This window comes from Sporosarcina saromensis (assembly GCF_054901285.1).
This window is the reverse complement of record NZ_CM142738.1, coordinates 1,377,534-1,403,469: the sequence shown is the minus strand read 5'-3', so window position 1 is coordinate 1,403,469 and position 25,936 is coordinate 1,377,534. Positions and strand designations below refer to the sequence as shown.

The window sequence follows — 25,936 nt, the reverse complement described above, 5'->3', positions numbered from 1 at the left end:
ACGAGCTTGTGCTGGTATGCAATGTATTGCTAGCAGACTAGTGGATTTCATTCAACTCGTAAAACAAAACTTAGACAAAAAAACAGAGGAGATGGGCATGTTGACAGAACAAAGTATACATACAAAACTTGTGCAATTAGGGAATGGAAGTGATAAGAAAACTGGCGCGATTAACCCTCCGATCTATTTATCGACTGCTTACAAACATGATGGTCTTGGACAGTCGACCGGTTATGACTACACCCGCACAAAGAACCCTACACGGACGATACTGGAGGAAGGGATTGCTGACCTGGAAAACGGGGATGCAGGTTTTGCATGCAGTTCAGGGATGGCTGCTATTCAACTCGTCCTCTCGTTATTCAAATCTGGAGATGCGATTATTGCTCCAGATGATCTATACGGAGGCACATACCGTCTATTTGACCAGTATGAAAAATTGTACGGAATCCAAACGACGTACACGGCATTTGCCTCAGTTGAAGAAACGGAGAAACTAGTAACCAGTCAAACAAAAGCGTTGTTCATTGAAACACCGACAAATCCACTGATGGTAGAAATTAACATTGAACATTATGCAAAACTCGCTCGAAAACACAACTTATTGCTAATTGTGGATAATACATTCTTAACGCCTTATTACCAAAAGCCGATTGACCTGGGTGCCGATATCGTCATTCATAGCGCAACAAAATATATCGGTGGACATAATGATGTTCTTGCCGGTCTTGTTGTCGCTAAAGGAGAATCTCTTTGCCAACGGTTAGGGGAGAATCATAATGCTATCGGTGCAACGCTTTCTCCATTCGATTCTTGGCTCGTCGTCCGTGGGCTAAAAACGTTACATGTCCGGATGAAGCAACATGATGCGAATGCAAAAGCACTTGTAACGTATTTGCAAAACGAGCCATTGGTAACTGACGTCTTGTATGCAGGTAAAGGTGGCATGCTATCATTCCGTCTACAAGAAAGTAGTTGGGTGGGACCGTTTTTGGAAAACTTACGTCTAATTACGTTTGCTGAAAGTTTAGGAGGTGTAGAGAGTTTCATTACCTATCCGACAACCCAGACGCACGCTGATATTCCTGAGGAAGAACGGGAGAAACGGGGCGTTGACAAGAGTTTGTTGCGTTTTTCTGTTGGACTGGAAGAGGCAGAGGACTTGATTGCCGATTTTAAACAAGCACTGAAGACCGCTTCCCGATTAGTACCTATTTTGACTACCTAATGAGAGAGAGTGATTGAAATGACTGTACAAACGACAAATGAACTCCAAGCTGCACTTCAACTTCTTAAGAGCAAAGAATGGGTGGATCTAACCCACTCTTTCGGTCCTGACTCCCCTCATTTTTTCATGTTTGAGGATGCGAAATTTGAAACTCTTTTTACGCATGATGACGGCTTTTTCGCGCAAAAATTCTCATTTCCTGGGCAGTACGGGACTCATATCGACGCACCCATACACTTCGTACGCGATACTCGCTATTTAGATGAACTTGGATTAAAAGAACTCGTCTTGCCGCTAGTCGTCATCGATCAATCAAAGAAAGCTGAGGCTGATCATGATTTCACCTGCAGTGTTCAAGATATCCTTGATTTTGAAGCAACATATGGAAGAATTGAAGGAGGAACATTTGTAGCGTTACGTACGGATTGGAGTAAACGTTGGCCGGATCATGTAGCCTTTAACAACAAAGACGCTAATGGCAATAATCGCATCCCGGGTTGGGGACTCGATGCACTGAAGTTCCTTTTTGAAGAACGGAACGTAAAAGCGATTGGACACGAAACATTTGATACGGATTCGGCAGCAGATTTCCGTGAAAAAGGTAGTCTTGAAGGTGAATATTATGTATTAGAACAAGACACGTACCAAATTGAATTATTGACGAACTTGGATAAAGTACCAGCGAAAGGTGCAGTCATTTTTAATATTGTTCCAAAACCAGAAAAAGCATCTGGATTCCCTGTCCGCTCTTTTGCGATTTTGCCTTAATACAGTTAGTCAATAGTATAAGCGGTCGGAACATAAGCCAACCTGTATAAATTAGGCTACTCCTTATAATTTAACAAAGCTCCGTCACTATTAATACCGCATGCATCAGAGATGTACCATTTCTGAGGTATGCGGTTTTATTATTTCCCCGTTTCCTATATTCCCTGCTATATAGGAGCCTGTAGCCGCTTGATTATTCTGCGGGCATACGTTTTTTTGCTTGCAGCACTCCTTCTGTCGCGATTCAAAAAAATGTGATTCTAAAAAAACTCCATGAACTACTCAATCTATTTCGCCACTCGTAAATTACCTCTCGCGAAACAAATTCCTAAAACTACAAAAATCGACAGCGTTTTACTACACCTTACAATATTTTACTAAATAAAACATTGACAATTCTGTTTCTTATCATTAGCATTGTATATAATTATCTGATTAATTTATTGATAGATTTGTAAATCTCTTGTTTCCTAGACTGAAGAGCATGACTAAAAGGAACTGGAATGGAGTGTCTGTATGAGTAGTGAGCCGGTATTGGATGTCCAGAAGTTAAAAACGTATTTTTATTTAGATCAAGATTTGGTTGCAAAAGCCGTCGATGATGTCAGTTTTTCTGTATTTCCTGGAGAAACCGTTGCGATTGTTGGTGAGTCAGGCAGTGGGAAGAGTATTACTGCACTTTCCATTATGCAGCTCATTAACAAACCTGGTCGTATAGTAGACGGGAGTATTCACGTAAAAGATCGGAATCTCCTCACGTTGAAACAGAAGCAGATGACGTCAATTCGTGGAAATCATATCGGCATGATTTTTCAGGAACCGATGACTGCGTTGAATCCTGTTTTTACAATTGGCAATCAAATCACTGAGATGATCCGAAAGCACAAGAAAGTGTCTAAGCAAATCGCGCAACAAAAGGCGATTGAGTTGTTACGAATCGTCGGTATCCCCCGCCCCGAGGAAATCATCAAAGAATATCCACATCAACTGTCAGGCGGAATGCGACAGCGTGTCATGATTGCGATGGCAATTTCATGTGAACCGGAGCTAATTATCGCAGACGAACCGACAACCGCTTTAGATGTCACCATTCAAGCGCAAATACTAGATTTACTGTTTGAAATGCAAAAAAAGTACAATATGGCACTTCTCTTAATCACACATGATTTAGGCGTCGTATATGAGTATTCTGATCGGGTCATCGTCATGTATGGTGGACAAATTGTGGAACAAGCACCAACGAAGCAATTGCTGTCATTGACGAAACACCCTTATACACAAGGGCTATTAAGTAGTTTGCCGAAGCTTGATGAAGATGTTGAACGATTAGGAACAATTAAAGGCACCGTCCCTGCAGCCTATAATTTTCCTGTCGGCTGTCGTTTTTCTACCCGATGTCCATTTGTAATGGATAAATGCAGGCAGACAAACCCAGAGTTGTTGGAATATGCGAAGGATCATTATGTCCGATGCCATCTTTACGAAGAAGAGGTGAACAGCAAATGACAATGGTGACAAAACAGCATTCGGTTGGAGATGGACAGCAATTACTTTCTGAAGACAATTTGGTGGAAGTACACAATGTGAAAAAATATTTTCCGATCAAGGGTGGTGTAATAAAGAAGACCATTGGTCAGTTGAAGGCAGTGGATGATGTATCCTTCACAATTCGTAAAGGTGAAACACTCGGGATCGTTGGCGAATCTGGTTCAGGTAAGTCTACGCTTGGTCGTGTTCTTATCAGGTTGCTGGATCCAACAGAGGGACAAATTATTTTTAATCAAACTGATATTACTACGTTAAGTCAACGACAAATACGACCGTTTCGGGAAGATATGCAAATGGTGTTTCAAGATCCTTTTGCGTCATTGAATTCCAAAATGAGTGTAGAACAACTCATTGAAGAACCTTTGATTGTACAAGGAAAGTTAGCCAAGTCTGCAAGGAAACAAAAAGTTGTTGAGGTCATCCAGAAGGTAGGTTTGCGGAAAGATGATTTACAAAAGTATCCGCATGAATTTTCTGGTGGACAACGTCAACGAATCAGTATTGCTCGAGCGCTTGTGTTAAATCCGAAGTTTGTTATTTGTGACGAACCGGTATCCGCATTGGATGTATCCATTCAAGCCCAAGTACTGAACTTGATGAAAGATTTACAAGACGACTTAGGTCTCACGTATTTGTTTATTGCCCATGACTTGAGTGTCGTCAAGCATATTAGTGATCGGGTCGCTGTCATGTATTTAGGGCGTTTCACTGAAATTGCGCCCAAAAAGCAACTATACGAAAACGCATTGCATCCTTACACACAAGCTCTACTATCTTCCATTCCGGTTATCGACTTGCATGCAGATCCATCATCCGTACGGGAGAAAATAAAGCTATCCGGGGATTTACCGAGTCCAGCAAACCCGCCTTCGGGCTGCACGTTCAGAACAAGGTGCCCAAAAGCGCATGACCGATGTGCCATTGACAGGCCAGAACTAATGGAAGTGGAAAAGGACCATTTTGTCGCTTGTCATTTATATAGTGAGCAATATATATACTGAAGCATCTGTGTCTTTGTGGAGAAGTATCTAATTCATTAACAGCATGAAAATTTAGGGGGGTGATGGCCGCGACAAAGTTTCAAGGTTTCATTCGTTTTACAACTATCGAAAACAAAGGGGGATACTAATTTGTTGAAACATTTTAAACACCGATTTGCGCTACTCATTTTAGTGTTGATGGTAGGAATGATTCTTGCTGCATGTAACAAAGACGGTGATGCCAAACCAACTGATAATAATGAGCCAGATTCAACGGAAGTGGATGAGAATAAGGATGGAGATGAAGCAACGGATGACGGTCCCAAAAAAGGTGGAACAATTACCGGGGCTATGTACTCGGCACCTACGGGCATGTTCAATCCAATTTTCTATGAAGAAGCTTATGAAGCAAACATTCTAGATTTCACACACGAAGGATTAGTAACACAAAACGATAAACTTGAGTTCATTCCAAGTCTTGCAGAGAAATGGGAATTAAATGATGACCAAACAGAAATTACGTTCTTCTTAAAAGAAGGCGTTAAATGGCACGATGGTGAGGATTTCACAGCTGATGATGTCGTCTACACATACAAAGCGATGTCCGATCCTGAATACGAAAACGCAGGTGGAGTACGTGTCAATTATGTCGCTCCATTACTTGGCTACGAAGCCTACCAATCTGGGGAAACAGATACTTTTGAAGGGGTAGTTGCAGATGGAGACTATAAAGTAACATTTAAGTTTGCTGAGCCAAACGTATCTCCACTTTACTATGCAAGTTTCCCAATCATCCCTGAGCATATTTTCGGCTCAATGGCTGTAAAAGATATCCCTGAAGCTGCTGAGTCTAAAGAGCCTGGCAAAGTAATTGGTACTGGACCATTTAAATTCACGGATATGGTAGAGCGTGAACAATATATCCTTGATCGCAACGATGACTACTGGCAAGGTGCACCTCACCTTGATAGCATTGTCTGGAAAGTTATTGCACAGTCCGTCATGATTGGATTGCTCGAGAAAGGTGAAATCGATTTCGTTGCAAGCCCAGGAGGAATCGCTCCAGCTGACCATGATATTGTTGCTGATTTCGGGAATATCGAAATCATTGAACAAGCCGATTTTGGTTACCAACTGATGGGCTTCAAGTTGAATCACAGAACGACTGCTGACGTTGAATCTGGAACAATAAATCCAGACAATTGGGTACCGAACAAAAAGTTGGCTGACCCGAAAGTGCGTCAAGCGATTGCTCATGCTGTCAACCGCCAAGGTCTTGTCGGAAGTGGGCATGGTGAAGGTTTACTACACGGACGCGGTCAACCGATCAATTCGCCAATCGCTCAACAAATGTGGGCGTACGATGAATCCGCAGCAACATCCTATGATTACGATGTAGAAAAAGCAAAATCCATCTTGGATGAGCTAGGTTATGTAGATGCAAACGGAGACGGTTTCCGTGAGGATCCGGATGGCAACGAGTGGGTGTTAAATCTTGACTACCCAACAGGTAATGAATTGCGTGAGCGTTCTGCACCAATTATCCAATCTGATTTAGAGAAAGCTGGTATTAAAGTGAACTTGCGTCAACCAGCAGAAATGTCCGTATACGTTCCTGGCTTAACAAACGACAATACAGATTGGGATCTTTACCTAATTGGTTGGAGCTTGAGCAGTACCGATCCAGATCCATCAGGTCTATGGGCTACAAGAGCTGGCTATAACTTCTCTCGTTGGAACAGCCCTACATCAGAGGAACTTATGCAAAAAGCTGTTAAAGCACCTGAAGCTTTCGATCAAGCGTTCAGAACGGAAGTCTATGCTGAATGGCAAAAACATTTCTCTGAAGAATTGCCTGCGTTACTCCTCTATGCACAAAACAGCCTATGGGCTTACAATGACCGCATTCAAGGAATTAAAGTTCTTCCACAATCCATGTATCAAGATTCTCATGAATGGTGGGTAAACGACGCGGAATAACATGAATGGAATTGGAGAGTATACGCAAATTGTATACTCTCTTCCTTCCTAGGGGGAAATCGAATGTATCAATATATCATTAGACGTTTCTTACAATTCATCCCGATGTTACTTGCATTGTCCATCATCGTTTTCGGCTTGGCAAAAGCTGCTCCTGGGGATCCTTTCTCTGGTAAGATTTTAGACCCTGAAGTCGGTATGGAAGTATATGAAAAACAACGTGCTGAGCTTGGTTTGGACAAACCTATACCCGTACAATATGCGATGTGGGCGGGTAAAATCTTGCAAGGTAGTTTTGGTGAGTCAATCGCGTATAAAGGACGTTCTGTGGAAAGCCTCATACAAGAGCGCTTTTTAAATACCGTTTACTTAGGGCTTTTCGCACTGTTCATCACTCTACTCGTTGCAATTCCAATAGGGATTTACTCTGCACGCCACCCATACTCCTTGTTGGATTATGGATCGACGACGTTTGGATTTTTTGGTCTTGCTGTACCGAACTTCTTCTTCGGTCTCGTCGTCATTTATTTATTTTCGATTAAACTCGGATGGTTTCCTGCTCAAGGAACACTCTCTTCCAATAAGTTAACAGGATTTGCTGAATTCAAAGACCGCATCCATCATATGATTTTACCCGGATTGACACTTGGGTTAGCAAGTACAGCGAGCTATATGCGTTATATGCGTTCTGAAGTGATGGACGTTCTTGGTAGCGATTTTATCCGGACAGCAAAAGCGAAAGGGATGTCGCCTAATAACGTTTTGTATAAGCACACACTTCGCAATGCACTCATTCCGGTCATTACATTACTTGGTATGGAACTAGGTCCGTTGCTTGGTGGCGCCATTATAACGGAACAAGTTTTCAACTTCCCTGGCATTGGCACGCTTTTCATTGGCTCTGTCATTAACCGGGACTATCCTGTCGTCATGGCAATTACATTGTTGCTTGGTGTTGCCATATTAGTCGGGAATTTGTTAGCAGATATCTTTTATAGCATCGTAGATCCGAGGATTCGCTATGACTAAGGTGGTGAGAGAATATGCAATCAGTAAATGAACAGGATGTCTCGATTGGAAATACACGAAAACATCGAAGTCCATTCCAATTATCCTTACAACGATTTTTGAAAAATAAATTGGCGATTGCCGGGATGATTGTGTTAACCATTATTATTGGATCTGCTGTTTTCGCGCCGCTGTTAACCGACCATGATCCGAAAGAGCATAATTTGCTAAAGGTGGAGCAAAAGCCAAGTAAAGAACATATTCTCGGGACAGATAGCTCTGGGCGAGATAATTTCGCTAGATTATTGTACGGCGCACGGGTGTCACTGACAATCGGCATTAGCACAATGGTGTTCACCGTATTACTTGGCATGATTTTTGGTACATTAAGCGGTTACTATGGAGGCAAAATCGATAATATTATCATGCGGATTACCGATTTGTTTCTTGCACTACCGTTTCTTGTTTTGGCTTTGACAATCATAGCCCTTCTAAAGAAAGTGACGATCGGCCTGTTTGTTGTCATTATCGCCGTTACAAGTTGGCCGACGTTATCCAGAATCATTCGAGGAACATTCCTCTCGTTACGTGAACAGGAATTTGTTCTTGGAGCGAGGGCGATTGGTGCAAGTGATTTTAGAATTATCTTCCGTCACTTCTTACCGAACGCAATCGGCCCAATCATTGTAAACGCCACCTTGTTAATGGCAGCCATGATTATCGTCGAATCCGGTTTAAGCTTTATCGGAATGGGAATCCCTCAACCGACACCAACATGGGGGAATATCATCTCAGAAGCACAAGGCTTACGAATTTTACGTTATCATCCTGAAGCTTGGATTCCTCCGGGTCTAGCCATTCTTCTTACCGTTCTTAGCATTAACTTTATCGGGGATGGATTAAGGGATGCATTCGACCCGAAGAGCGATCGACGGTAAACGAATTCGTCTTCATGGTTGAAAGATCGAACAGAAAAAGCCGCATGGATTAAGTGATGTAACTTGATCCATGCGGTTTTTTGTGTTTTTTTGGAATGTGTCTAGTTATATAGGAGAAAGAATACTATTCGATGTCCACTTGATGTGTTTCAAGCCTCATGATTCTGTTTCTTTTATTCATCACTACGGTAGTTCTATCGATCACTTTGAGAGTTCTATCAATCACTTTAAAAATTCTATCAATCACTTCGAGAGTTCTATCAATCACTTTCACAATTCTAATGAACATTTCAGGGCTTTAGAATCACAAGATATGTTCTGAATGCTCTTCAAACAAAACCACACGTTGGATAAAAACGCAATTTACACGAATCTATCGTTCAACCATTGAGGTCATCATTCATAAAATTTAGAACCGTTCCGATGAATACTTTTCCGATATACGCCATTGACCGCTCATCCACGTCAAACATCGGATGGTGGTGAGGATAGGTTGCATGTAGCTCTGGGTTACGTCCGCCAACTAGAAAATAACTTCCTTTTACAACCTTTTGATAGTAAGCAAAATCTTCGCTTCCCATCATCGGTTCTCCATAGCTGACATGGTCTTCACCAAACAATTCTTTAGCTACTTGTGCGACACGCTTCGTTTCAGATGGATCGTTCCAAATGGAAGGGCAATCTTTTTCATAGTGAATGGAATACGTGGCACCAGCAGCTTCACAAGTTGTTTTCGTAATAAGTTTCATTGCCTCTTCAATCATTTCACGCACTTGCTCGTCATACGTCCGAACTGTCCCTTTTATTACCGCTCGATCAGGGATGACATTGTTTGCATGTCCACTTTGGAATGAGCCGACTGTAACAGCTGCCGCCCTTTGAGGATTCACCCTTCGACTGACGATTTGCTGAAGGTTAACGACTAATTGACTGCCTGTCACTAACGGATCAATCGTTTCATGTGGCGAAGAGCCATGTCCTCCTTTACCAAAAATCTCAATTGTAAAATCATCTTGTGCTGATGAAGCATAGCCTTCCATGACTTCTACTTTACCAACCGGGATTGTAGACATGACATGCGCTCCGTAAATCACATCCACTCCGTCAAGACACCCATCTTCAATCATAAATTGAGCTCCACCAGGTGTCGTTTCTTCTGCGAATTGGTGTAGGAAAATAATTGTTCCTCGTAGCTGTTCTCTTACCTCCGACAACACTTTTGCAACTCCTAGTAACGCTGCTGTATGTAAATCGTGTCCGCACGCATGCATGACCCCAGGTACTGTTGATTTATAGCTGACGTTTTTTTCATCTTGAATCGGCAATGCGTCAAAGTCTGCCCTTAGCGCTACAGTCTTTCCCGGTTTTGCACCTTTTAGGATTCCGACGACGCCCCTTCCACCTACTTCTGTTCGAACTTCCATACCGAGGTTCCGTAAAAACTCTGCCACTTTTTTAGGTGTCTCCACTTCCTCATTTGACAACTCCGGATGCATGTGGAAATGTCTGCGGATTTGAACCAACTCATCATATAATTCATCGTATCTTGCGTTTAATAAATTGATCATCTGAATGCCTCCTTTTTCACATTGTCCCACACATCGTCTAATTTGGTACAGTTTTTTTTCAAGATGGAAAAATCCGCTCCAATCGCGGTTTCACCCATTTCCATCCATAGCAAAAATGCATATAGCGCATTATAATAGGAGTACAGATTAAAAAGATACTACAACATTGGAGGGAATACGATGTCTGCAGAACAGTGCAAAGTGGAAGAAGCAATAGGCATCCTCGTTGGAAAGTGGAAACCGGTTATTCTTCTACATTTGTTTTCGGAAGGCACTTTACGTTTTAGTGAACTGAAGCGATTGATGCCTGGCATTACACAAAAAATGTTAACGAAGCAACTGAGGGAACTGGAAGAGGAAGATATCATTGAACGTGTCGTCTATCCACAAGTACCACCTAAAGTGGAATATTCCATTTCCGAATACGGAAAAAGCTTACAGTCCGTATTGTTGACAATGAATGAATGGGGTACTGCCCATGCACTTCGAAAAGAACAATTAGCGAAAAGCCAACAAAAGGCTACCTCTTAATCGATGAGGTAGCCTTTCCTTTTGTTTCATAGCATTATGCAGAAACAGTTGTTTTATTATAAAAAGCCAAGAAATTGTTAACGACAAGATCAAGGAAATCAATCGTCGGTTGGTCTGTCAATTCACCTTCTGCGTTCATTTTCTCGTGAACCGATCCAATATATACTTCATTATTCGGTAAAATATTTGGAGAAAGCATTGGATTAGAAAGAATTTCACGCAAATGGATTTGTGCGCGGACACTGCCTAATACCCCCATTGAAGAACCAATGATGAATGTCGGTTTGTCTTTAATCGCAAAATTACTGCGAGAAAGCCAATCTACTGCATTTTTTAATGCACCTGGAATAGAGAAGTTGTATTCAGGTACGGCAAATAATAATGCGTCTGCGTCTCTCACGTTCTCCATGAATTGCTTAACATTAGCTGGAGGATTTTGTTCACTATCCACTGAAAACATTTCCACATCGTTAATGAAAACCGGAATGATATCCATTTCCCCCGCGTATTTCTTACGTAAGTATTCAACTAACTTCAAGTTGTATGATGTCGAGCTTGTGCTCCCGATAATTGCTTTAACTGTAATTGTCATGATGACACTCTCCTTTAATTTTAAGTGTACCTCTCCTTAGCATCTCCGCTTCCTCTAGAGGTATACTCTTATTATGGAGTATGTCGATTAGATTTTGAAGTACGCACTTTAAAGTACCATAGTACACAAAAAGATACTATCACATGTAAGAAGAGTATTGTACAATTCCTTCTAGACGAAGTAACTGCTCTTTCATTGGTAAACCGCCACGAAACCCTGTTAAACTTCCGTTCTTCGCGAGAATTCGATGACAAGGTACGATGAAAAGGACAGGATTTGCTCCAATTGCTCTCCCGACAGCTCGAACAGCAGACGGTCGACCTAATCGCTGTGCAATGTCGGAGTACGAAACAATCTCTCCAAACGGTACATCTTGTACAACTTTCCAAACTTGCTGTTGGAATGTAGTTCCTTTTAAGTCAATAGGTAGGTCAAACGTTGTTCTTTGACCATCTAAATACTCGATCACTTCACTCGTATGACATGCAGCTTCATCCTCAACCCACTTCACGCCCTCAAAATGTCGTTTTGACCAATTGGCCAATTCATCAAACGTAGCCCCTTGAGAACCGATGTAACAAAGTCCTTGATCGGTGGCAGCCATATATAACGCCCATTGCTTATGTTGTAAAAGCGTCCAATACAATGTAGTTTGCCCCATCCAATACACCTCTTTCTGTCTACTTCCTTGTCTTTCTATATTCTCATAAATGGTTCGCTAGCGGAAGTGATTGCTTAAGGAAATAGACTTCCGATTAGGGCGTTGGCTGGTTTGCTTTGGACATTGAATAGCGTAAAAAGAAAAAAGTGAATTGAGCATGCTCAATTTCACTTTTTCCATAATTGCCGCTAGTGGTGTTCTAGCTCTTTATTCAATTCATAAAACTAAAAAATAGTGTCCAGAAAGGAACTTTTCTTCGTTCCTTCTTTTTCTTTTCAACTGAACGTTTTTCTAAACGATATTGTTCGATTTCAGTTTTCATCTCTTCAATATGTCTATGAATGACTTCTCTGTCTATTGTATACATATTCAATTTCTCCTCAATTGTGAGAAATCAAAGAACGTGATTACAGCCTGAATACCACCTGTCGTGCATGTCTCTCAAACCTCATCATTGTTATCGATTCCCACTGGTTATTAGTTTTTGTGGTCCTGTTCTCTACTGCTTGCAAAATTGTAAAAATCATTTTTCGCTTCCTCCTTATCATTAATTTTTCTTACATTGTTAGGGAATTCCTTCACCTATCCGCCTTCTAGAGACTCTTTCGTCAAAATCTTCCTTTGTTGTTCAATCATATTGAACGCTCCTTTCAAATCGTATTTATGTTACACGCAATTTGCGTGAGAACATCGAATATTCATTAAAATAAAGACACAAAAAAGCACACGCCTTTTGCATAAGCGTGTGCTCATATAAAAGAACGGCATACCATGCCATTCTATGCAGTCTTTATATTATAAAGAGGATGCTTTGCGGCACGGATTATCTATGATGTTTTGTTTGCTTGTAATGAAGTTCAACATGTTCCGTACCTCCTCTTCCTGAGTTAGAATATCTATCTTCTAGAGGATACCATTACCATATCGTACATGTCAATGGTTTTTTTACTATTTTTCTAAATCAACTCAACATATAATGTTATTCAAATTGTATGTCATAGGCAAACACTTTAGACTAGAGGATCTAGCGATGGATGAGCAAATGTACTTTACCATCAATCGTTGCTTGAGTTGCCACCACTCAAATTTGAGTTTAGCGAACAAAATGGTATTTTCATTGTTCTGTAACGAAAAAATGGCACGTCATTCTGTGTTTAGTGTATGATTATACTAATAACACTCGGTTCTGTACTTTATTACTTGCACTTCGAGAAAGTGAAGGAGGATCTCCATTGACGAACGAAGCTAAATTACAAAAAGAAGCCATGCATGTTTTGAAATTAACGAGTCGCACCTTTTACATTCCCATAAAATTATTGAATCCTACGTTACGGAAGTCCGTCGGATCAGCCTATCTTTGTATGCGAGCAATTGATGAAATTGAAGATCACGAGGAACTGCACCCTGACGCGAAACAACATTTGCTTGAATCGACGAGTAAACTGCTAGAGGGACCTTTTAACGAAGAAGCTTACCAAAAACTATTGCAACCCTACCGTTCCCTCTTGCCTGAAGTAACAGTACGACTCGGTGATTGGTTGACAGTCTGTCCCGTAGAAGTGCTCGAAAAAGTGAAAGAGTCTACACGAATTATGGCAGACGGCATGGCGCAGTGGGTCGGTAAAGGATTTGACATTAAAACAAAAGAGGACTTGGACGACTATACATATTATGTTGCAGGTCTAGTCGGTGTTATGCTTTCTGACATATGGGAAGCTTTTGACGGAACAAAAACGGATCGTGAGTTGGCAATTGGCTACGGGCGCGGTCTACAAGCCGTCAATATGTTGCGCAATCAAGAGGAAGATGCGGATCGAGGTGTGCGTTTTATCCCTGACGGATGGACGCGAGATGATATGTTTGCCTACGCAGAGACAAATTTGGCTAAAGCTGACGAATATATTAAGTCGATTAACACGAAGAATATTTTAGTGTTCTGTAAGATTCCGTTAGCGCTTGCAAAGAGCACGTTAACCGCATTACAGAGCGGTCGGGAAAAGATGAACCGGACAGAAGTTGAATCTACGGTTGCTGCAATTCTTGAAGATTGAGTACGGGATTAAACTGAATCGTATACGCTTGTTGAAATCGCGTGAAACGAGTTCGCTGTTGAACTTGTTTTTACGCGTTTTTTCAGTTGATGAGGAAGTCTTGGAGATTATTAGTTAGGTCGACAAAATAGAGGAAAGCTGAATTGAACACCGTCAATCCAGCTTTCCTTATCTCTTTCTTCAGGTGTGTTAATTAACCAATTATTCACAAGTAGATTTCTTCGAACCCGTTGGCTTGCGTTCCGGCGCACGCTTTCCGCGGGGCACGGGTGAGCCTCCTCGTCCGCTTTGCTCCCTGCGGGGTCTCACCATTCGTGCTATTCCCCCGCAGGAGTCGGCGCCTGCACTCCAGCCAACTAGCTTATGCGGGACAACTTATTTGTCTTTCAACTTAAAAAGCGTTCATCAGGATTGGAGCAGAAGGCGGCGAGAGCTGTCACACAGAACAGCTTTTGCGAGTAAAAGCGTAGCGTTAGAGCAGCTGTTCACCGAGGCTGAAGCAGAAATCCGGTGTTTATCAAGGATTACAGGGAAAATTCGATATTCTTATAGCCCACAAATTGGTTAATCAACACGCCTGCTCTTTCTTACAATTGTATCGGCAATTCAATTCATTGCCAAACCAATTGTTGAAAACTGCAAACTTCACTAAAACTGTATGCTTTACGAAGCAAGTACCTTTTTGCGGACCTGGCTTTTATAGCGTGCCCATAACACGAGCGGAATAAGTAATATTGATAGATACATGCCGATTAATCCTAACACTGCGTAGCTGGAGTAGGCGACAACGATACCCGATAATACACTTCCCGCTGAACCGCCTAAAGCAACGTATACATCGACGGAGCCTTGTGTCTTGGCGCGTGTTTTTAGATTAGTTGAGTCGATGATGATGGCAGTTCCACTAATCAAACCAAAGTTCCATCCTAACCCAAGCAAAATGAGGGCAATGGCTAACCAAACAAACGAATCGCCTGGGGCATATGCTGCTGTAAGTCCTGCAATGGATAACGTAATCGCTGAAGCAACGGCCATGAATGTTCGGCCGACTTTATCGACAAGCATTCCAGTCCCTAGTGACGGCAAATACATTGCTGCAATGTGCATGCCAATGATCATACCAACTGCCGATAATCCACTTCCATGATTCTGCATATGGATAGGCGTCATGGTCATAATCGCTACCATAATCATATGTGATAGAACGAGAATGATAGCCCCTACAACAACGCCGAGTCGATTTACGTTGTTTTGCATTGCTTTGAGCCCTTCATTCGCGACACGTGCTGCCTGTTTCTCCTGCTCTGCGGCGATTGCTTTAGCAACTAAAAAAGGATCAGGTCGTAAATAAAGCAAGAATGTTAAGCCTGCTAACAAATAGGCTGTTGCAGCAAGCATGAACGGTCCCGCTAATGGAGGAATCCCAAAAATTTGTGCAAACTCACCAAGTGGAGTTACTAAGTTTGGACCAGCTACCGCACCAAGAGTAGTGGAAACCATGGCGATGCTGATTGCTGTCGCGCGTTGTTTCTCGCTAGCTAAATCAGTACCTGCGTAACGTGCTTGTAGATTGGTCGCTGTACCTGCTCCATAGATAAATAATGAAAGAAATAATAACACTATGCTATTCATTGTCGTGGCAACAATGACACCGATTGCACCAACTCCTCCGGCAATAAACCCGAATGACAATCCGTATCTTCTACCAAACCGTTGCGATATGCGGCCGACGAGTAATGCGGCTAGGGCAGAACCTAACGTGAACAATGCAGACGGGACACCCGCAAAACCTGCAGATCCGAGCATGTCTTTCGCAATGAGCGCCCCTACCGTAATCCCTGCTGCGAGTCCTGCGCCGCCAAATATTTGCGACATTACAACTACAAACAATGATTGCTTATACAGCTTGCGTTGTGCTTCTGCAGAGTTCACATAATAGGATAGGTCAACTGAACTTCTTTTTCTCAACGCCACTCCCCCCCTTTATGTTGAATATAGCACACTTACACACGAAAATGGTCGGCGCGCCAAGTTTGTACTTCCCTTTTTATCGTTGCAGGTGAAAGGTTTTCTGCAATTGTTCTTTCCGCCAATTCTACAAACTGATCATCTTGTGCAAATCGAAGAGCAATGAGTTGTTGCATCGTTATGCGAGAGTCAAGTCGCTTATTCGTCAACATGAAATACCTCAATTGCTCTTCTGTTCGTATGAGTCGGTCTTGTAAGCGTATTGCGTACATGCGAGCAAGCATGCCTGGAATGATCGCAAGAACGACAATCCCGAGCAACAGCAAATTTTCGACCATAAAGCCACTTTTCATCGTGCTATAAATGAAGTATGTAAGCGTCCCAAGCAACAGCATCACACTTAGCGGTAACCAGACAAAATGTTGAAGAGGCTGGTATTTCGTATGTTTCGCATAAGATTGTTCCTTCATTTTCCTCACCTCCATATACCTATACGGGTATTATACTAGAGGATGACTAGAATAGCGACGAAAAAAACATACTAACATTAGTAGTACAAACCAAGGCCATGGTTTGTGCTACTATTTTTTTATAGTAGAAGTGAAGAAAAGCCGACCAGCCTCTTGGACCTTTTGAGTCCGTATTTAAAACCGGCTAACTTCACGCCCTTATATGAATCAGTTTAGTATGTTGGGTCCATAGAGATCGTGTATAAGAAAGTGGAATCGATAAGGTAGTGTGGAGGCTTCTATGATTGGTCAAGAAGGAGAAATGAACATGAAACATGTCGTAGCTTTAGATGTGAGTAAAGGAAAAAGTACGATTGCGATTTATGATGGTTATCGCCAATGTGAATTTGAAGGCGAATTTCATCATACACGTGTTGAATTTGAACGATTGCACGAAAGAATGGCAGAGATCACAAAGGTAGATGGCCAGGCACCAGATATCGTGTTTGAAGCAACCGGCGTCTATTCAAAACCTATCGAAACATTTCTCAAAGATTTTGGCTATGCGTATTGCCGCATGAATCCACTTGAAGCCAATTTACAGATGGCGAAGATGCGGCGGCATAAAACAGATCTTAGTGATGCCCATGAACTTGCGAAGACCCATTTCCAAGCGGCGCGTAAACATACATATATCCAAGATGATTATTATGAACAGATGCGTGCCTTGACGCGTTATTACGATGAAATTGATGAAGAAATGATTTTACTGAAAAGCAGAATGCATTCTATTTTACATCTTAGCTTCCCGGAATTAGAAAAGCTCATTACACCAAGTTCAGCTCTGTTCTTAAATATTGTTCAGCTCTATCCGCATCCTGCACTTTTACTGGATCATTCAAAGACGGTCATTAAGAATCGTTTAAAAGCTAATACAAGAAAGAACCTTTCGTTGGCACGAGCTGAAGCGAAAGCATCCGTTCTATTGGAAGCAGCGCGAAACAGCTATCCAGCCATCAAACCGAATGATATTCGATGCGACCAGGTTCGTGATTACGCGTCCCGAATTGCCGACTTGAAGGAGAAGAAAGATACACTGATAAAACAAATGAAAAAGTTATCAGAAGGCCGAAAAGAATATCTTGTTTACCGCTCGATACCGGGTATAGGCGATTCGACGGCATGCCGATTAATCGGAGAAATTGGAGATATTCGCCGCTTTAAGAATGCGAAACAATTGAACGCTTACGCAGGCATCGATATTATGCGATACCAGTCGGGCAATACACAATATAGAGATCGTATTAATAAAAGAGGAAACAAACATCTGCGGAAGATTCTATATTTTATGATATGCGCTATGCTTATGGCTAAAAGAAAGCCGAATCATTTTGTGGATTATTACTACAAATTAAAAAAGCAACCTCAGAGGAAGCCCCATAAGGTTGCGATCATCGCCTGCATCAATAAGTTTCTGAAAGTGACATTTCAGTTACTGACGTGTGGCATTCTATACGATTATGAGTCCGCACTACCAGCTCAGAAATCGTAATCACTTACCTAGAACTATACCACAATGACCTTTCGAAAAAAATTAAAATCGTCAGGTCTTTTTGGCGTATCTAAAAAGGACGGTTAAGAGGGGTGGGATATCCCGCCCCTCTTAACCATCCTAGAAAGTATAAATAAATCTTTTAAAAAGGTTGACTAATTGTAAGAAATGAGGCTGGACAAAACTCAAATAGACCGTTACTCTGCGCTCCAAAAGGCACGCTTTCCGCGGGGCGCGCTTGAGCCAATCGAACAACGAAGAGTTCGATTTGCCGTATTTCTGCGTACTTTGCGGAAATTAAGGCATCCTTGCTCCCAACGCTACGCTTTTGCTCGCAAAAGCCGTTCTGCGTAACGGCTTTCCCTGCGGGGTCTCAACATTCGCGCTACAATCCCGCAGGAGTCGGCCTTTTTCCGCTCCGATTCACTGATGAATTTGAAAAGAAACATTGGAAAAATAAAAAAAACTGCATGACGGCGAATTAGCCATAATGCAGTTTTTTATGTTATGTCCCAGCCTCGATCCATTATTAAAACATTTTAGTCGTCCACTGCTCACCGTTCCAAATGTCGGTGACGACGCCTTCATAGAAATCCGGTTCATGTGAGATCAATAAAATACTACCTTTGTATTCTTTTAGTGCACGTTTTAATTCTGTTTTCGCATCAACGTCAAGGTGATTGGTCGGTTCGTCCAACACGAGCAAGTTTGTTTCGCGGTTCATTAATTTACATAACCGGACTTTCGCTCGTTCTCCACCACTTAATACCTTCACTTTACTCTCAATATGTTTCGTCGTCAGCCCGCATCTAGCCAACGCTGCACGTACTTCATATTGCGTGTAATGCGGAAATTCCTCCCACACTTCCTCTAGACATGTATGGTTATTGTCCGCATTGCTTTCCTGTTCAAAATACCCGATTTCCAAGTGCTCACCGAGCTCGACAGAACCCGCCAGTGATGGAATTTCGCCAAGTATACTTTTGAGTAGTGTCGTTTTTCCGATTCCATTCGCACCAGATAACGCAATCTTTTGTCCGCGTTCCATCGTGAGATCCAATTCTTTGGACAATGGTTCATCGTAGCCAATAACAAGCCCTTTCGTTTGGAATAAATATCTGCCTGGCGTCCGCGCTTGCTTAAAATCGAATTGTGGTTTCGGCTTTTCCGCATCGAGTTCAATAATCTCCATCTTATCAAGCTTCTTCTGACGGGACATCGCCATCCGGCTCGTTGCAGCGTTTGCTTTGTTACGCGCAACAAAGTCTTTTAAATTGGCGATTTCCTTTTGTTGCTTTTTAAATGCCGCTTCCACTTGTTGCTTTTTCATCTCATGCACACGTAAAAATTCGTCATAATCGCCTGGATAACGTGTAATTTGCTGATTTTCCATATGATAAATTAAGTTAATGACACTATTTAAAAACGGAATATCATGCGAGATCAGAATGAACGCATTATCATAGTTCAATAAATAATTACGAAGCCACTCGATATGCTCGACATCCAAGTAGTTTGTAGGCTCGTCCAGTAAAAGGATGTCCGGCTTTTCTAGTAACAATTTACCGAGCAACACTTTCGTACGTTGTCCACCGCTTAAATCGTTTACGTCACGATCTAGACCGAATTCATCTAGACCTAGCCCGTTCGCTACTTCATCCACTTTGGAATCGATAATATAAAAATCATTGTTTGTCAGCTCATCTTGCATTTGGCCTGTTTCTTCAAGCAATTTTTCCAATTCGTCCGCGTCTACTTCGGCCATTTTTGCAAAAAGGTTGTTCATTTCCGCTTCAACATCGTACAAGTACTGGAATGCTGTCCGTAATACATCACGGATACTCAAGCCTTGCTTCAACACGACATGCTGGTCCAAATAGCCGACACGCACACGTTTTGCCCAAGTAACAGTCCCGGCATCTGGCTCTAGTTTCCGTGTAATGATATTCATGAACGTGGACTTCCCTTCCCCGTTCGCACCAATTAGCCCAATGTGTTCGCCTTGTAACAACCGGAAAGACACATCGTCAAATATTGCACGATCACCAAAACCGTGACTTAAATTTTTCACTGTTAATAAACCCATAGTGGTACACCTTTACCTTCAGTATAGGTCAAACCTATACATGTTTTTTCTATATTATATAGTGTTAAGCCCAATCATCATAGAAAATACTTTTATTGATCCAATAGCACTTGCATTGTACCTAATACATGATCGAGAAAATCATCTAGGGCATTCATATGTTCTTCAGTAATTTTCGTTTTGAACGTCAATTCTATTTGATTTGCATAAGTCGTTGCCTCATCCTTATAGGAAAAACTTAGCGTTTGATGTAGCAGGACATCCTCTTCCCAAATCGCTTGAATCGTCTCTTCAATCGCTCGGCACTGTCGATCCACCTGTTCTATCGTTTTTAAAAAGCGCACCTTGAGTACACAACCCGGATTTCCACCCGGTGTTTCCAAGATTTCAGTGGCCAATTCAGCTAATGAAGCCTCCAATACAACTTCTGCCATCAACTCCGGCTCCTGCACGAGACTAAATTGAATTGCAAAATGTCTTGCCAACACGGCAAAATCCATCTGATCTTTTCGGTTAACAATCCTTATTTTCCGATCCAAATTATCCAAATCATACACTCGATTTTCAATCGCCACTTTCAAATTATCAAAAACCGTCGGATCATACACGTTACCACCTCCATAATTCTCTGATGCCTTGCACCTACTGTATCGAAAATAACAGAAACAACATAAAAAAACGACTATCCAGTAGCCGTTTTTTACGTTTTATTTATACTCTTCATGCTTAACAGCCATTAGGTGCTCGTCAAATGCATCGATGATCTCCAAGAAATGATCCGCTTCTCGGTAAACATGATCAGCTAGGAGGGCTGGAATGTTACTTTTAATCCTACAGGCTTCAATCAAATCTCTTGCTGTCTTTTTAAAGTCCCTTAAAGAAACGACCGAAACGCGATTTTGATCAAGGAATTGGTCTAGCAAAGGAACCGTTTCAGATTGCGGTCGCATATGATCAAGATCTTGTGCTTGAAATAGCAATTGATCAAAATCATGACTAAATTCTCTCGCTTGGTCAACAAGTTTTCTTTCTGATGGATCCATTAAGTGCCCAATAAATTTCGAGTGATCTGCCATGATTTTTAGGAAAAAAACATTTTCTTTTATAATTGCCTCAGGTAAAGGTCTTAACTTTCCTTCATTTAGTTCCTTTAATCGCTTAGCAAAGTATGCAGCTTCACGACTCGTATGATCAACAAGTAAGGGTAAGTTGTTCGTTACAATTTCACATCGCAATTGTAAACCTAACACTTTTCGTTTGTATGCCCATATTGACGCTGCAGCCTGATACACTTGGCGATTAAGTTCTCTAATCACTGCTGGATCTGTTTTTTCATTATAATCAGCAATCTGCTCCTCAATTCGTTCAAAAACCGCAATGAAGTGTTTTGCCTCTTGAATAAGCTGTGTCTGATCAACAGTAAATCCGAGACTCAAAAAGAAAGCATGCTCTTTCATTATTCTTGACCAAAAACGAATTTCCTCTAATGAACGCATCACGAAAGCTGAAATGGCTATCTCACTCCTCATTATTCATTCACCATTTCAGCTTATGTCCGATCAGCAGCCTATATGTATAAAGAGCGCCAAGCACCTAAACAAATCTCTTATTTGGATGGTATCTTTAAAATTTTATAGTGTAGTGTTTGATGCTAGCTTCACTCCTTACCATTCCTGCAGTATATCACTTGTTTGTTCGATCGGCTCACCTGTGCCCCGCGGAAAGCGTGCGTTGGAGCGTAAGCCAATGGGTTCGTAGAAGAAAACTTGTTATGAAATGGGCAACCTATAAATTAGTTATCCAAGACGCCTGGTATAATTACTAGAAAAGTATGCTTAAAAAGTCGGGTTGCTAACTTTTTTTAACATTTTGGTACGCATCTTCACTTGAAAGTTCTGTGCGATTTTCCCCATACAAATTTCTTGAATTCTTGTAACAAACTATGTTTTCAATCGACTTATTGATACATCTGAAAGGAGGCCAGACTTCTTGAATGAGAAATCAGTACATATCTCTGAACTGTTTAACCAGTTCCATAAAGATGTGTATCATTTTGCTTTGTATTTTACAAATAACCAACAAGATGCAGAAGATATTACACAAGAAACATTTTTGAAGGTAATGAAGAATCTACATCAATTGAAGGATTCCCAAAAGGTGAAAACATGGATTCTATCCATAACACGATTTACAGCAGTTGATTGGATACGAAAGCAACACCTAAGAAGAGTGTTTACAAAAGCTTTATCGAATAAATCTTATGAAGCTGATATGAATAGCCGTAGTGTAATTGGCAAAGAAAACTGGGAAGACCTTCAACGAGCGCTTATAAAACTTAAACCTCATTTCCGTAGTGTCATCATTTTACGTGGATTGAACGAATTGAGTATAAAAGAAACGGCAGAAGTATTACAATGCAGTGAAGGAAAGGTGCGAGTGGATTTCCACCGAGCACTTCTAGAATTGAAAAAGGATATACGTCTCAAAGAGGGGTGGGAGAGCTATGATCGATCCTAGTGAAAAAGACATGGAATTTCTAGAAAGTCTTCGCAATCGACCGGATAAGGATCCAAACAAAGAGTTCGTCGCTCAACTACAAAGGCGACTCATTCAACCGACGCGTAAAAAAAGGTTTGCTCTTGTCCCGATTACAATCACTTCCTTTACGCTGATAACTTTTCTTGCAGTGACTTTCCTTTTTTTCAATCAACCTTCAAGTGAGAATCCCCTTGTCTTCGATAACACAGAAACAATGGACAAAACAAAATCTAAAGAGAATCTTTCCGAAGACGAGATACCCATTGCTGACCAAGAAGAGGCAAGGATTCTATTGGAGATCCCGTATGGAGAAGCAAGGTCTGAAATTGGGATGCCAGAAAAAAGACCAGGGGGCAGCGATCGTACAACCGAGAGTTTCTTTGTTAAAGATAACGTGTTTTATGTATTAGACAACGCGGCACGTAAGATAGTGGTTACACAAGTGAATGGTTACCTCTATACCATCCAATTAAATGATACGGAAAAAGCCGAATGGTATAGAGATATTTTTGTGGATGATGATAACAATGTTTATGTACTTGATTCAACAAATAGAAAAGTCATTATGTACAATAAAGATGGTGAGCTAAAAGAACAATATCCAATTTTAACGGATATGCTAAATCCCACTTCATTGTTCGTAAATGAGCAAAAAGAGATAATTGTACGGGATGCAAGACCGCTTATGGAGAATCTCATGACTGGAGAAACTATAAAATTCCCTCATTCATTTGAACAAGATGATATCATCGTCGATGTACTCCATAAAAACATGGAAACAGAAGAAATCTCTATACAAGAAGACGGTAGTGTGAAAAAAATAACTGTATCCTTCGATCACACTACTGGCGGCATCAAGATGCTCGATATTCGATCTAATCAACTTATCTTTGAAAAAACAGAAGTGGCCGATACACATAAAATCATGGCAGAATTTCATGTGTATGTTATTAATAAGGATGGGACAGTATTAGGTGCAGTGAGAGAGCCTCATGAGCAAGCGGCTTACTATTCATCTCATACACTGCGAATGGAAGATAAAAAGATTTATTATTTATCCGCAGGGGCTAATTCTGTAGTTATTTATGAATTAATTCCTGGGAAGCAATTCGAGAAAAAGTTGCAGGACCGAATTGATGCGTTTTTGAATGAATGACAAACGCCGCCATTAAACTGAATAAAGTTTAATGACGGCTTTTTTCATATATATCTCCTGCACCGAGTCCCCCGGCACACCAATCCCTTACTCTTCGTCGCTGCCTCGGTAGCGTTTATAAGGTAGGACGTTCCAAGTACGATAGTCAAAATCATGAGGACGTAATACTTTTGGAATGTCTTCAAGGATTTTCGTCGCGACGTTCAATTCCTTTTCAGCTTCTTCCTTGTCTTGGTACATGAATTCGTCCGATGCAACTGTCGGCGCTTGCTGTACTTTCTCTTTCAAGTCCTGGACGACCATTTGTTGTTGGTTGTGTAGCGATTCACGTGCATCCATGACCCATTCAGGTTGCAAGTTGCGGTTTGTGTCCCCTACACTTGTATACTCGTTAAAAATGTCTTGATAAATCCGATTTGCATTCGCTCGTACATCGAGATTAACCGCTTCCAAATCACGATTCGTCAGTTCTTCGACCGTTAGCGGTTCTAGTCGTTTCGGACCACCAAGTCTTGTCCTTTCTAAATAGAACGGGAACATGCTTTTTATCGTTTTACCTACTGGCGAAATGGCAACTTCACTTTCATCCAGCCCCTTTGGTTGAACACCTTGCATTGCGATTCGTGCCGATTCAGGGCGGACAATCTCTTTCGGGGGCATAATTCCATGACGCAACATCTCACGAATACCTGTCCCCGAAATGTTAATGCGGTATTTTGCATCATGAGGACAGGACTGTTCAGTTGCCTGTGCATCACACCTTGTACAATAAAACACTTCATGGAACAAGCGGATATCAATACCGAGTTCTTCCGGCTTGAACTGATCAAAAATGCTATGGCTCGCATATTTATCGTAATAATCCCCAATGCCCGCATGATCACGACCAATTAGCGCATGTGTACACCCATAGTTTTTCATGATCAATGCATGGAGCACCGTTTCCCTCGGTCCTGCAAAAATATACGTTACGCGCAATGGTGCAAGGATTGACCTTCCCTTTGGATAATATGTTTCCAAAACACTGCGGTAGGACAACATCCGAAATTCATGTCGCGTATACTCCCGCTTTGCCATTTCGACTAATGGCTGTAAGAGCAAACCATCAATTTCTTCCAAGGCATTTTTATGAATATATTCATGGCCACGATGCAATGGATTAGCCCCCGTGATGAATCCAGCAGCCGAACGGAACTTCTTTTCTTCGTAAAACTCATGCCACGTATCTTTCGGTTCTAGCCTCAATTTCTCAAAAGGTCCCCAATCGACACGTTGCAATAACCGAATCGGCCCCCCTAAAGCCGTGTTCCCCATTCTTCTATAAATCGCATCTACCCCAGGATGATTGCGATCTGTCGTTCCGAATAGATGAGATGCGCGGTATGCTTTATCGTATTCAAAAATATCGCTAATTGACAAAATCGCGACAGGTTCGTTGTTTTCATTTGCAAGTGTCACTTCATCCCCAACTGAAAGTGTTGCAATGATTTCACTGTTTCTAGATCCTGTTGGTGCAAAACTTAACGGCACTGGCCAAACTGTCCCGTTCGCCAAACGGCCTTTTTCCAACACAGACTTATAATCCTCTTCATTCATAAACCCTTCATTTGGTGACAATACCCCAGTCGCAATCATCTCAAGTGTAATGACCGCCTCCATGTCCACCATAATTGTTGGTAACTGCTTAGCCCGCACCATTTCTTCATCGCGTTCTGTACCCGTTACAACCTTGTCCACTAATTTCCCCCCATGCGGTTGTTGCGGATAATTCGCAAATCTGTTCTCCGTGACATTTAACATTGCCATTCCCCTTCCGTTTAAAATAGCATGCTTCAAAAAGCACTTCTATTCTGAATCTTATCATAGATAACTAAGATAAAAAAGTATAATTTTCAGAAATAAAACACAAAAACACATATCTTACTAGCTGTTATTTCTTTTCAACAAATAGAAAAAGCCCATTGCTACAATGGTACTTAAGAGAATTATAGTCGGACGCTTCGTCGATTTATACCGGACATCATCTGGCGTTATTTCAAAGACACCAATTGGATCAATCGAAATCGCTCCACCCCCTCCTTCTCCTCCAGATCCATCTCCGCCTCCTCCGACTGCATATTTCACTTTGGCAACCGGTAAGACTTTCTTTAAACCCATTTCAATGGGCTCGCCATAAGCAAGCGACACATCTCGATTTCTTGCAAACTTTGTAAAAATTGTTTTGATTGGTGTTTCAATATACGTTCTCTCGTCCGTTACCTCAGTCAATTGTTCCTGTTCAGCTCCCACAATAACTTCACCCCTTTAGTATTTTCATAATAATTCTAACAATAT

At 41.5% G+C, this 25,936-nt stretch carries 23 protein-coding genes; 12 read left to right on the top strand and 11 right to left on the bottom strand.

The features are described 5' to 3' along the window. Positions 1-97 precede the first annotated feature (97 nt). The 7 genes from ACVHUV_RS06930 to opp4C all read left to right on the top strand — a co-directional run bounded on the left by ACVHUV_RS06930 (position 98) and on the right by opp4C (position 8,450). Positions 98-1,228 carry a methionine biosynthesis PLP-dependent protein gene (locus ACVHUV_RS06930; RefSeq protein ID WP_462086553.1) on the top strand — a complete coding sequence of 377 codons (1,131 nt, stop codon included), beginning with the start codon at positions 98-100 and terminating at the stop codon, positions 1,226-1,228. Positions 1,229-1,246: 18 nt separating this feature from the next. After that, positions 1,247-1,996, top strand: coding sequence for a cyclase family protein (locus ACVHUV_RS06925; protein ID WP_462086552.1), 750 nt, complete (start codon positions 1,247-1,249; stop codon positions 1,994-1,996). Between the two features lie 516 nt (positions 1,997-2,512). Continuing rightward, the gene (locus tag ACVHUV_RS06920) at positions 2,513-3,502 is read left to right on the top strand and encodes an ABC transporter ATP-binding protein (RefSeq protein ID WP_371390632.1); all 990 of its coding nucleotides are present in this window, start codon (positions 2,513-2,515) and stop codon (positions 3,500-3,502) included. A 2-nt stretch (positions 3,503-3,504) separates the two neighbouring features. Further along, complete coding sequence (locus tag ACVHUV_RS06915; protein WP_462086873.1) at positions 3,505-4,545, top strand: ABC transporter ATP-binding protein; 1,041 nt, start codon at positions 3,505-3,507, stop codon at positions 4,543-4,545. A gap of 129 nt (positions 4,546-4,674) precedes the next feature. Next, complete coding sequence (locus ACVHUV_RS06910; protein ID WP_462086551.1) at positions 4,675-6,504, top strand: peptide-binding protein; 1,830 nt, start codon at positions 4,675-4,677, stop codon at positions 6,502-6,504. Positions 6,505-6,567: 63 nt separating this feature from the next. Then, entirely contained in the window at positions 6,568-7,533 is a 966-nt protein-coding gene (locus tag ACVHUV_RS06905; RefSeq protein WP_317946200.1) for an ABC transporter permease, read from the top strand. Between the two features lie 14 nt (positions 7,534-7,547). Beyond that, positions 7,548-8,450, top strand: coding sequence for an oligopeptide ABC transporter permease (opp4C, locus tag ACVHUV_RS06900; protein ID WP_462086550.1), 903 nt, complete (start codon positions 7,548-7,550; stop codon positions 8,448-8,450). Positions 8,451-8,830: 380 nt separating this feature from the next. On the opposite strand, the gene ACVHUV_RS06895 is transcribed toward opp4C, so the two are convergent. Beyond that, complete coding sequence (locus ACVHUV_RS06895; protein ID WP_462086549.1) at positions 8,831-10,018, bottom strand: M20 metallopeptidase family protein; 1,188 nt, start codon at positions 10,016-10,018, stop codon at positions 8,831-8,833. A 180-nt stretch (positions 10,019-10,198) separates the two neighbouring features. Between ACVHUV_RS06895 and ACVHUV_RS06890 the strand changes: the two genes are divergently transcribed. Then, positions 10,199-10,549, top strand: coding sequence for a winged helix-turn-helix transcriptional regulator (locus ACVHUV_RS06890; RefSeq protein ID WP_462086548.1), 351 nt, complete (start codon positions 10,199-10,201; stop codon positions 10,547-10,549). Positions 10,550-10,583: 34 nt separating this feature from the next. Here ACVHUV_RS06890 and ACVHUV_RS06885 read toward each other — a convergent pair whose 3' ends face one another. The 3 genes from ACVHUV_RS06885 to ACVHUV_RS06875 form a co-directional block, all read right to left on the bottom strand. Then, complete coding sequence (locus tag ACVHUV_RS06885; protein ID WP_371390627.1) at positions 10,584-11,141, bottom strand: NADPH-dependent FMN reductase; 558 nt, start codon at positions 11,139-11,141, stop codon at positions 10,584-10,586. 139 nt (positions 11,142-11,280) lie between these two features. Next, positions 11,281-11,802, bottom strand: coding sequence for a methylated-DNA--[protein]-cysteine S-methyltransferase (locus ACVHUV_RS06880; RefSeq protein ID WP_462086547.1), 522 nt, complete (start codon positions 11,800-11,802; stop codon positions 11,281-11,283). Between the two features lie 211 nt (positions 11,803-12,013). Beyond that, on the bottom strand, positions 12,014-12,169 hold the full coding sequence (locus tag ACVHUV_RS06875) for a hypothetical protein (RefSeq protein ID WP_462086546.1): 156 nt from the start codon (positions 12,167-12,169) through the stop codon (positions 12,014-12,016). Between the two features lie 865 nt (positions 12,170-13,034). Between ACVHUV_RS06875 and ACVHUV_RS06870 the strand changes: the two genes are divergently transcribed. After that, positions 13,035-13,853 (top strand): squalene/phytoene synthase family protein, encoded by an 819-nt coding sequence (locus ACVHUV_RS06870; RefSeq protein ID WP_462086545.1) that lies wholly within the window; start codon positions 13,035-13,037, stop codon positions 13,851-13,853. 663 nt (positions 13,854-14,516) lie between these two features. Here ACVHUV_RS06870 and ACVHUV_RS06865 read toward each other — a convergent pair. Then, positions 14,517-15,821, bottom strand: a complete 1,305-nt coding sequence (locus tag ACVHUV_RS06865; RefSeq protein ID WP_462086544.1) for an MFS transporter — start codon at positions 15,819-15,821, stop codon at positions 14,517-14,519. A 35-nt stretch (positions 15,822-15,856) separates the two neighbouring features. Further along, positions 15,857-16,291, bottom strand: a complete 435-nt coding sequence (locus tag ACVHUV_RS06860) for a DUF6526 family protein (RefSeq protein WP_462086543.1) — start codon at positions 16,289-16,291, stop codon at positions 15,857-15,859. A gap of 307 nt (positions 16,292-16,598) precedes the next feature. Between ACVHUV_RS06860 and ACVHUV_RS06855 the strand changes: the two genes are divergently transcribed. Then, positions 16,599-17,822, top strand: coding sequence for an IS110 family RNA-guided transposase (locus tag ACVHUV_RS06855; RefSeq protein ID WP_371391898.1), 1,224 nt, complete (start codon positions 16,599-16,601; stop codon positions 17,820-17,822). 529 nt (positions 17,823-18,351) lie between these two features. On the opposite strand, the gene ACVHUV_RS06850 is transcribed toward ACVHUV_RS06855, so the two are convergent. The 3 genes from ACVHUV_RS06850 to ACVHUV_RS06840 all read right to left on the bottom strand — a co-directional run bounded on the left by ACVHUV_RS06850 (position 18,352) and on the right by ACVHUV_RS06840 (position 21,437). Beyond that, entirely contained in the window at positions 18,352-19,908 is a 1,557-nt protein-coding gene (locus ACVHUV_RS06850; RefSeq protein WP_462086542.1) for an ABC-F family ATP-binding cassette domain-containing protein, read from the bottom strand. 92 nt (positions 19,909-20,000) lie between these two features. Beyond that, positions 20,001-20,516, bottom strand: a complete 516-nt coding sequence (locus tag ACVHUV_RS06845) for a hypothetical protein (RefSeq protein WP_371390619.1) — start codon at positions 20,514-20,516, stop codon at positions 20,001-20,003. Positions 20,517-20,615: 99 nt separating this feature from the next. After that, positions 20,616-21,437, bottom strand: a complete 822-nt coding sequence (locus ACVHUV_RS06840) for a DUF2935 domain-containing protein (RefSeq protein ID WP_462086541.1) — start codon at positions 21,435-21,437, stop codon at positions 20,616-20,618. 460 nt (positions 21,438-21,897) lie between these two features. On the opposite strand from ACVHUV_RS06840, the gene ACVHUV_RS06835 reads away from it, so the two are divergent. Together ACVHUV_RS06835 and ACVHUV_RS06830 are read left to right on the top strand one after the other, a co-directional pair. Then, positions 21,898-22,425, top strand: coding sequence for an RNA polymerase sigma factor (locus ACVHUV_RS06835; protein ID WP_462086540.1), 528 nt, complete (start codon positions 21,898-21,900; stop codon positions 22,423-22,425). Further along, positions 22,412-23,602, top strand: a complete 1,191-nt coding sequence (locus ACVHUV_RS06830) for an NHL repeat-containing protein (RefSeq protein WP_462086539.1) — start codon at positions 22,412-22,414, stop codon at positions 23,600-23,602. The genes ACVHUV_RS06835 and ACVHUV_RS06830 overlap by 14 nt, the downstream gene beginning before the upstream one ends. An 87-nt stretch (positions 23,603-23,689) precedes the next feature. Here ACVHUV_RS06830 and ACVHUV_RS06825 read toward each other — a convergent pair whose 3' ends face one another. After that, on the bottom strand, positions 23,690-25,402 hold the full coding sequence (locus tag ACVHUV_RS06825) for a sulfate adenylyltransferase (RefSeq protein WP_371390617.1): 1,713 nt from the start codon (positions 25,400-25,402) through the stop codon (positions 23,690-23,692). Positions 25,403-25,525: 123 nt separating this feature from the next. Then, positions 25,526-25,891, bottom strand: coding sequence for a hypothetical protein (locus ACVHUV_RS06820; protein WP_317946231.1), 366 nt, complete (start codon positions 25,889-25,891; stop codon positions 25,526-25,528). Positions 25,892-25,936: the final 45 nt, after the last annotated feature.

Coding starts and splice junctions, on each gene's coding strand:
- ACVHUV_RS06930 (WP_462086553.1), top strand. CDS start 98: ATGTTGACAGAACAAAGTATACATACAAAACTTGTGCAATTAGGGAAT.
- ACVHUV_RS06925 (WP_462086552.1), top strand. CDS start 1,247: ATGACTGTACAAACGACAAATGAACTCCAAGCTGCACTTCAACTTCTT.
- ACVHUV_RS06920 (WP_371390632.1), top strand. CDS start 2,513: ATGAGTAGTGAGCCGGTATTGGATGTCCAGAAGTTAAAAACGTATTTT.
- ACVHUV_RS06915 (WP_462086873.1), top strand. CDS start 3,505: ATGGTGACAAAACAGCATTCGGTTGGAGATGGACAGCAATTACTTTCT.
- ACVHUV_RS06905 (WP_317946200.1), top strand. CDS start 6,568: ATGTATCAATATATCATTAGACGTTTCTTACAATTCATCCCGATGTTA.
- opp4C (WP_462086550.1), top strand. CDS start 7,548: ATGCAATCAGTAAATGAACAGGATGTCTCGATTGGAAATACACGAAAA.
- ACVHUV_RS06895 (WP_462086549.1), bottom strand. CDS start 10,018: ATGATCAATTTATTAAACGCAAGATACGATGAATTATATGATGAGTTG.
- ACVHUV_RS06890 (WP_462086548.1), top strand. CDS start 10,199: ATGTCTGCAGAACAGTGCAAAGTGGAAGAAGCAATAGGCATCCTCGTT.
- ACVHUV_RS06885 (WP_371390627.1), bottom strand. CDS start 11,141: ATGACAATTACAGTTAAAGCAATTATCGGGAGCACAAGCTCGACATCA.
- ACVHUV_RS06880 (WP_462086547.1), bottom strand. CDS start 11,802: ATGGGGCAAACTACATTGTATTGGACGCTTTTACAACATAAGCAATGG.
- ACVHUV_RS06875 (WP_462086546.1), bottom strand. CDS start 12,169: ATGTATACAATAGACAGAGAAGTCATTCATAGACATATTGAAGAGATG.
- ACVHUV_RS06860 (WP_462086543.1), bottom strand. CDS start 16,291: ATGAAGGAACAATCTTATGCGAAACATACGAAATACCAGCCTCTTCAA.
- ACVHUV_RS06855 (WP_371391898.1), top strand. CDS start 16,599: ATGAAACATGTCGTAGCTTTAGATGTGAGTAAAGGAAAAAGTACGATT.
- ACVHUV_RS06850 (WP_462086542.1), bottom strand. CDS start 19,908: ATGGGTTTATTAACAGTGAAAAATTTAAGTCACGGTTTTGGTGATCGT.
- ACVHUV_RS06840 (WP_462086541.1), bottom strand. CDS start 21,437: ATGAGGAGTGAGATAGCCATTTCAGCTTTCGTGATGCGTTCATTAGAG.
- ACVHUV_RS06830 (WP_462086539.1), top strand. CDS start 22,412: ATGATCGATCCTAGTGAAAAAGACATGGAATTTCTAGAAAGTCTTCGC.
- ACVHUV_RS06825 (WP_371390617.1), bottom strand. CDS start 25,402: ATGTTAAATGTCACGGAGAACAGATTTGCGAATTATCCGCAACAACCG.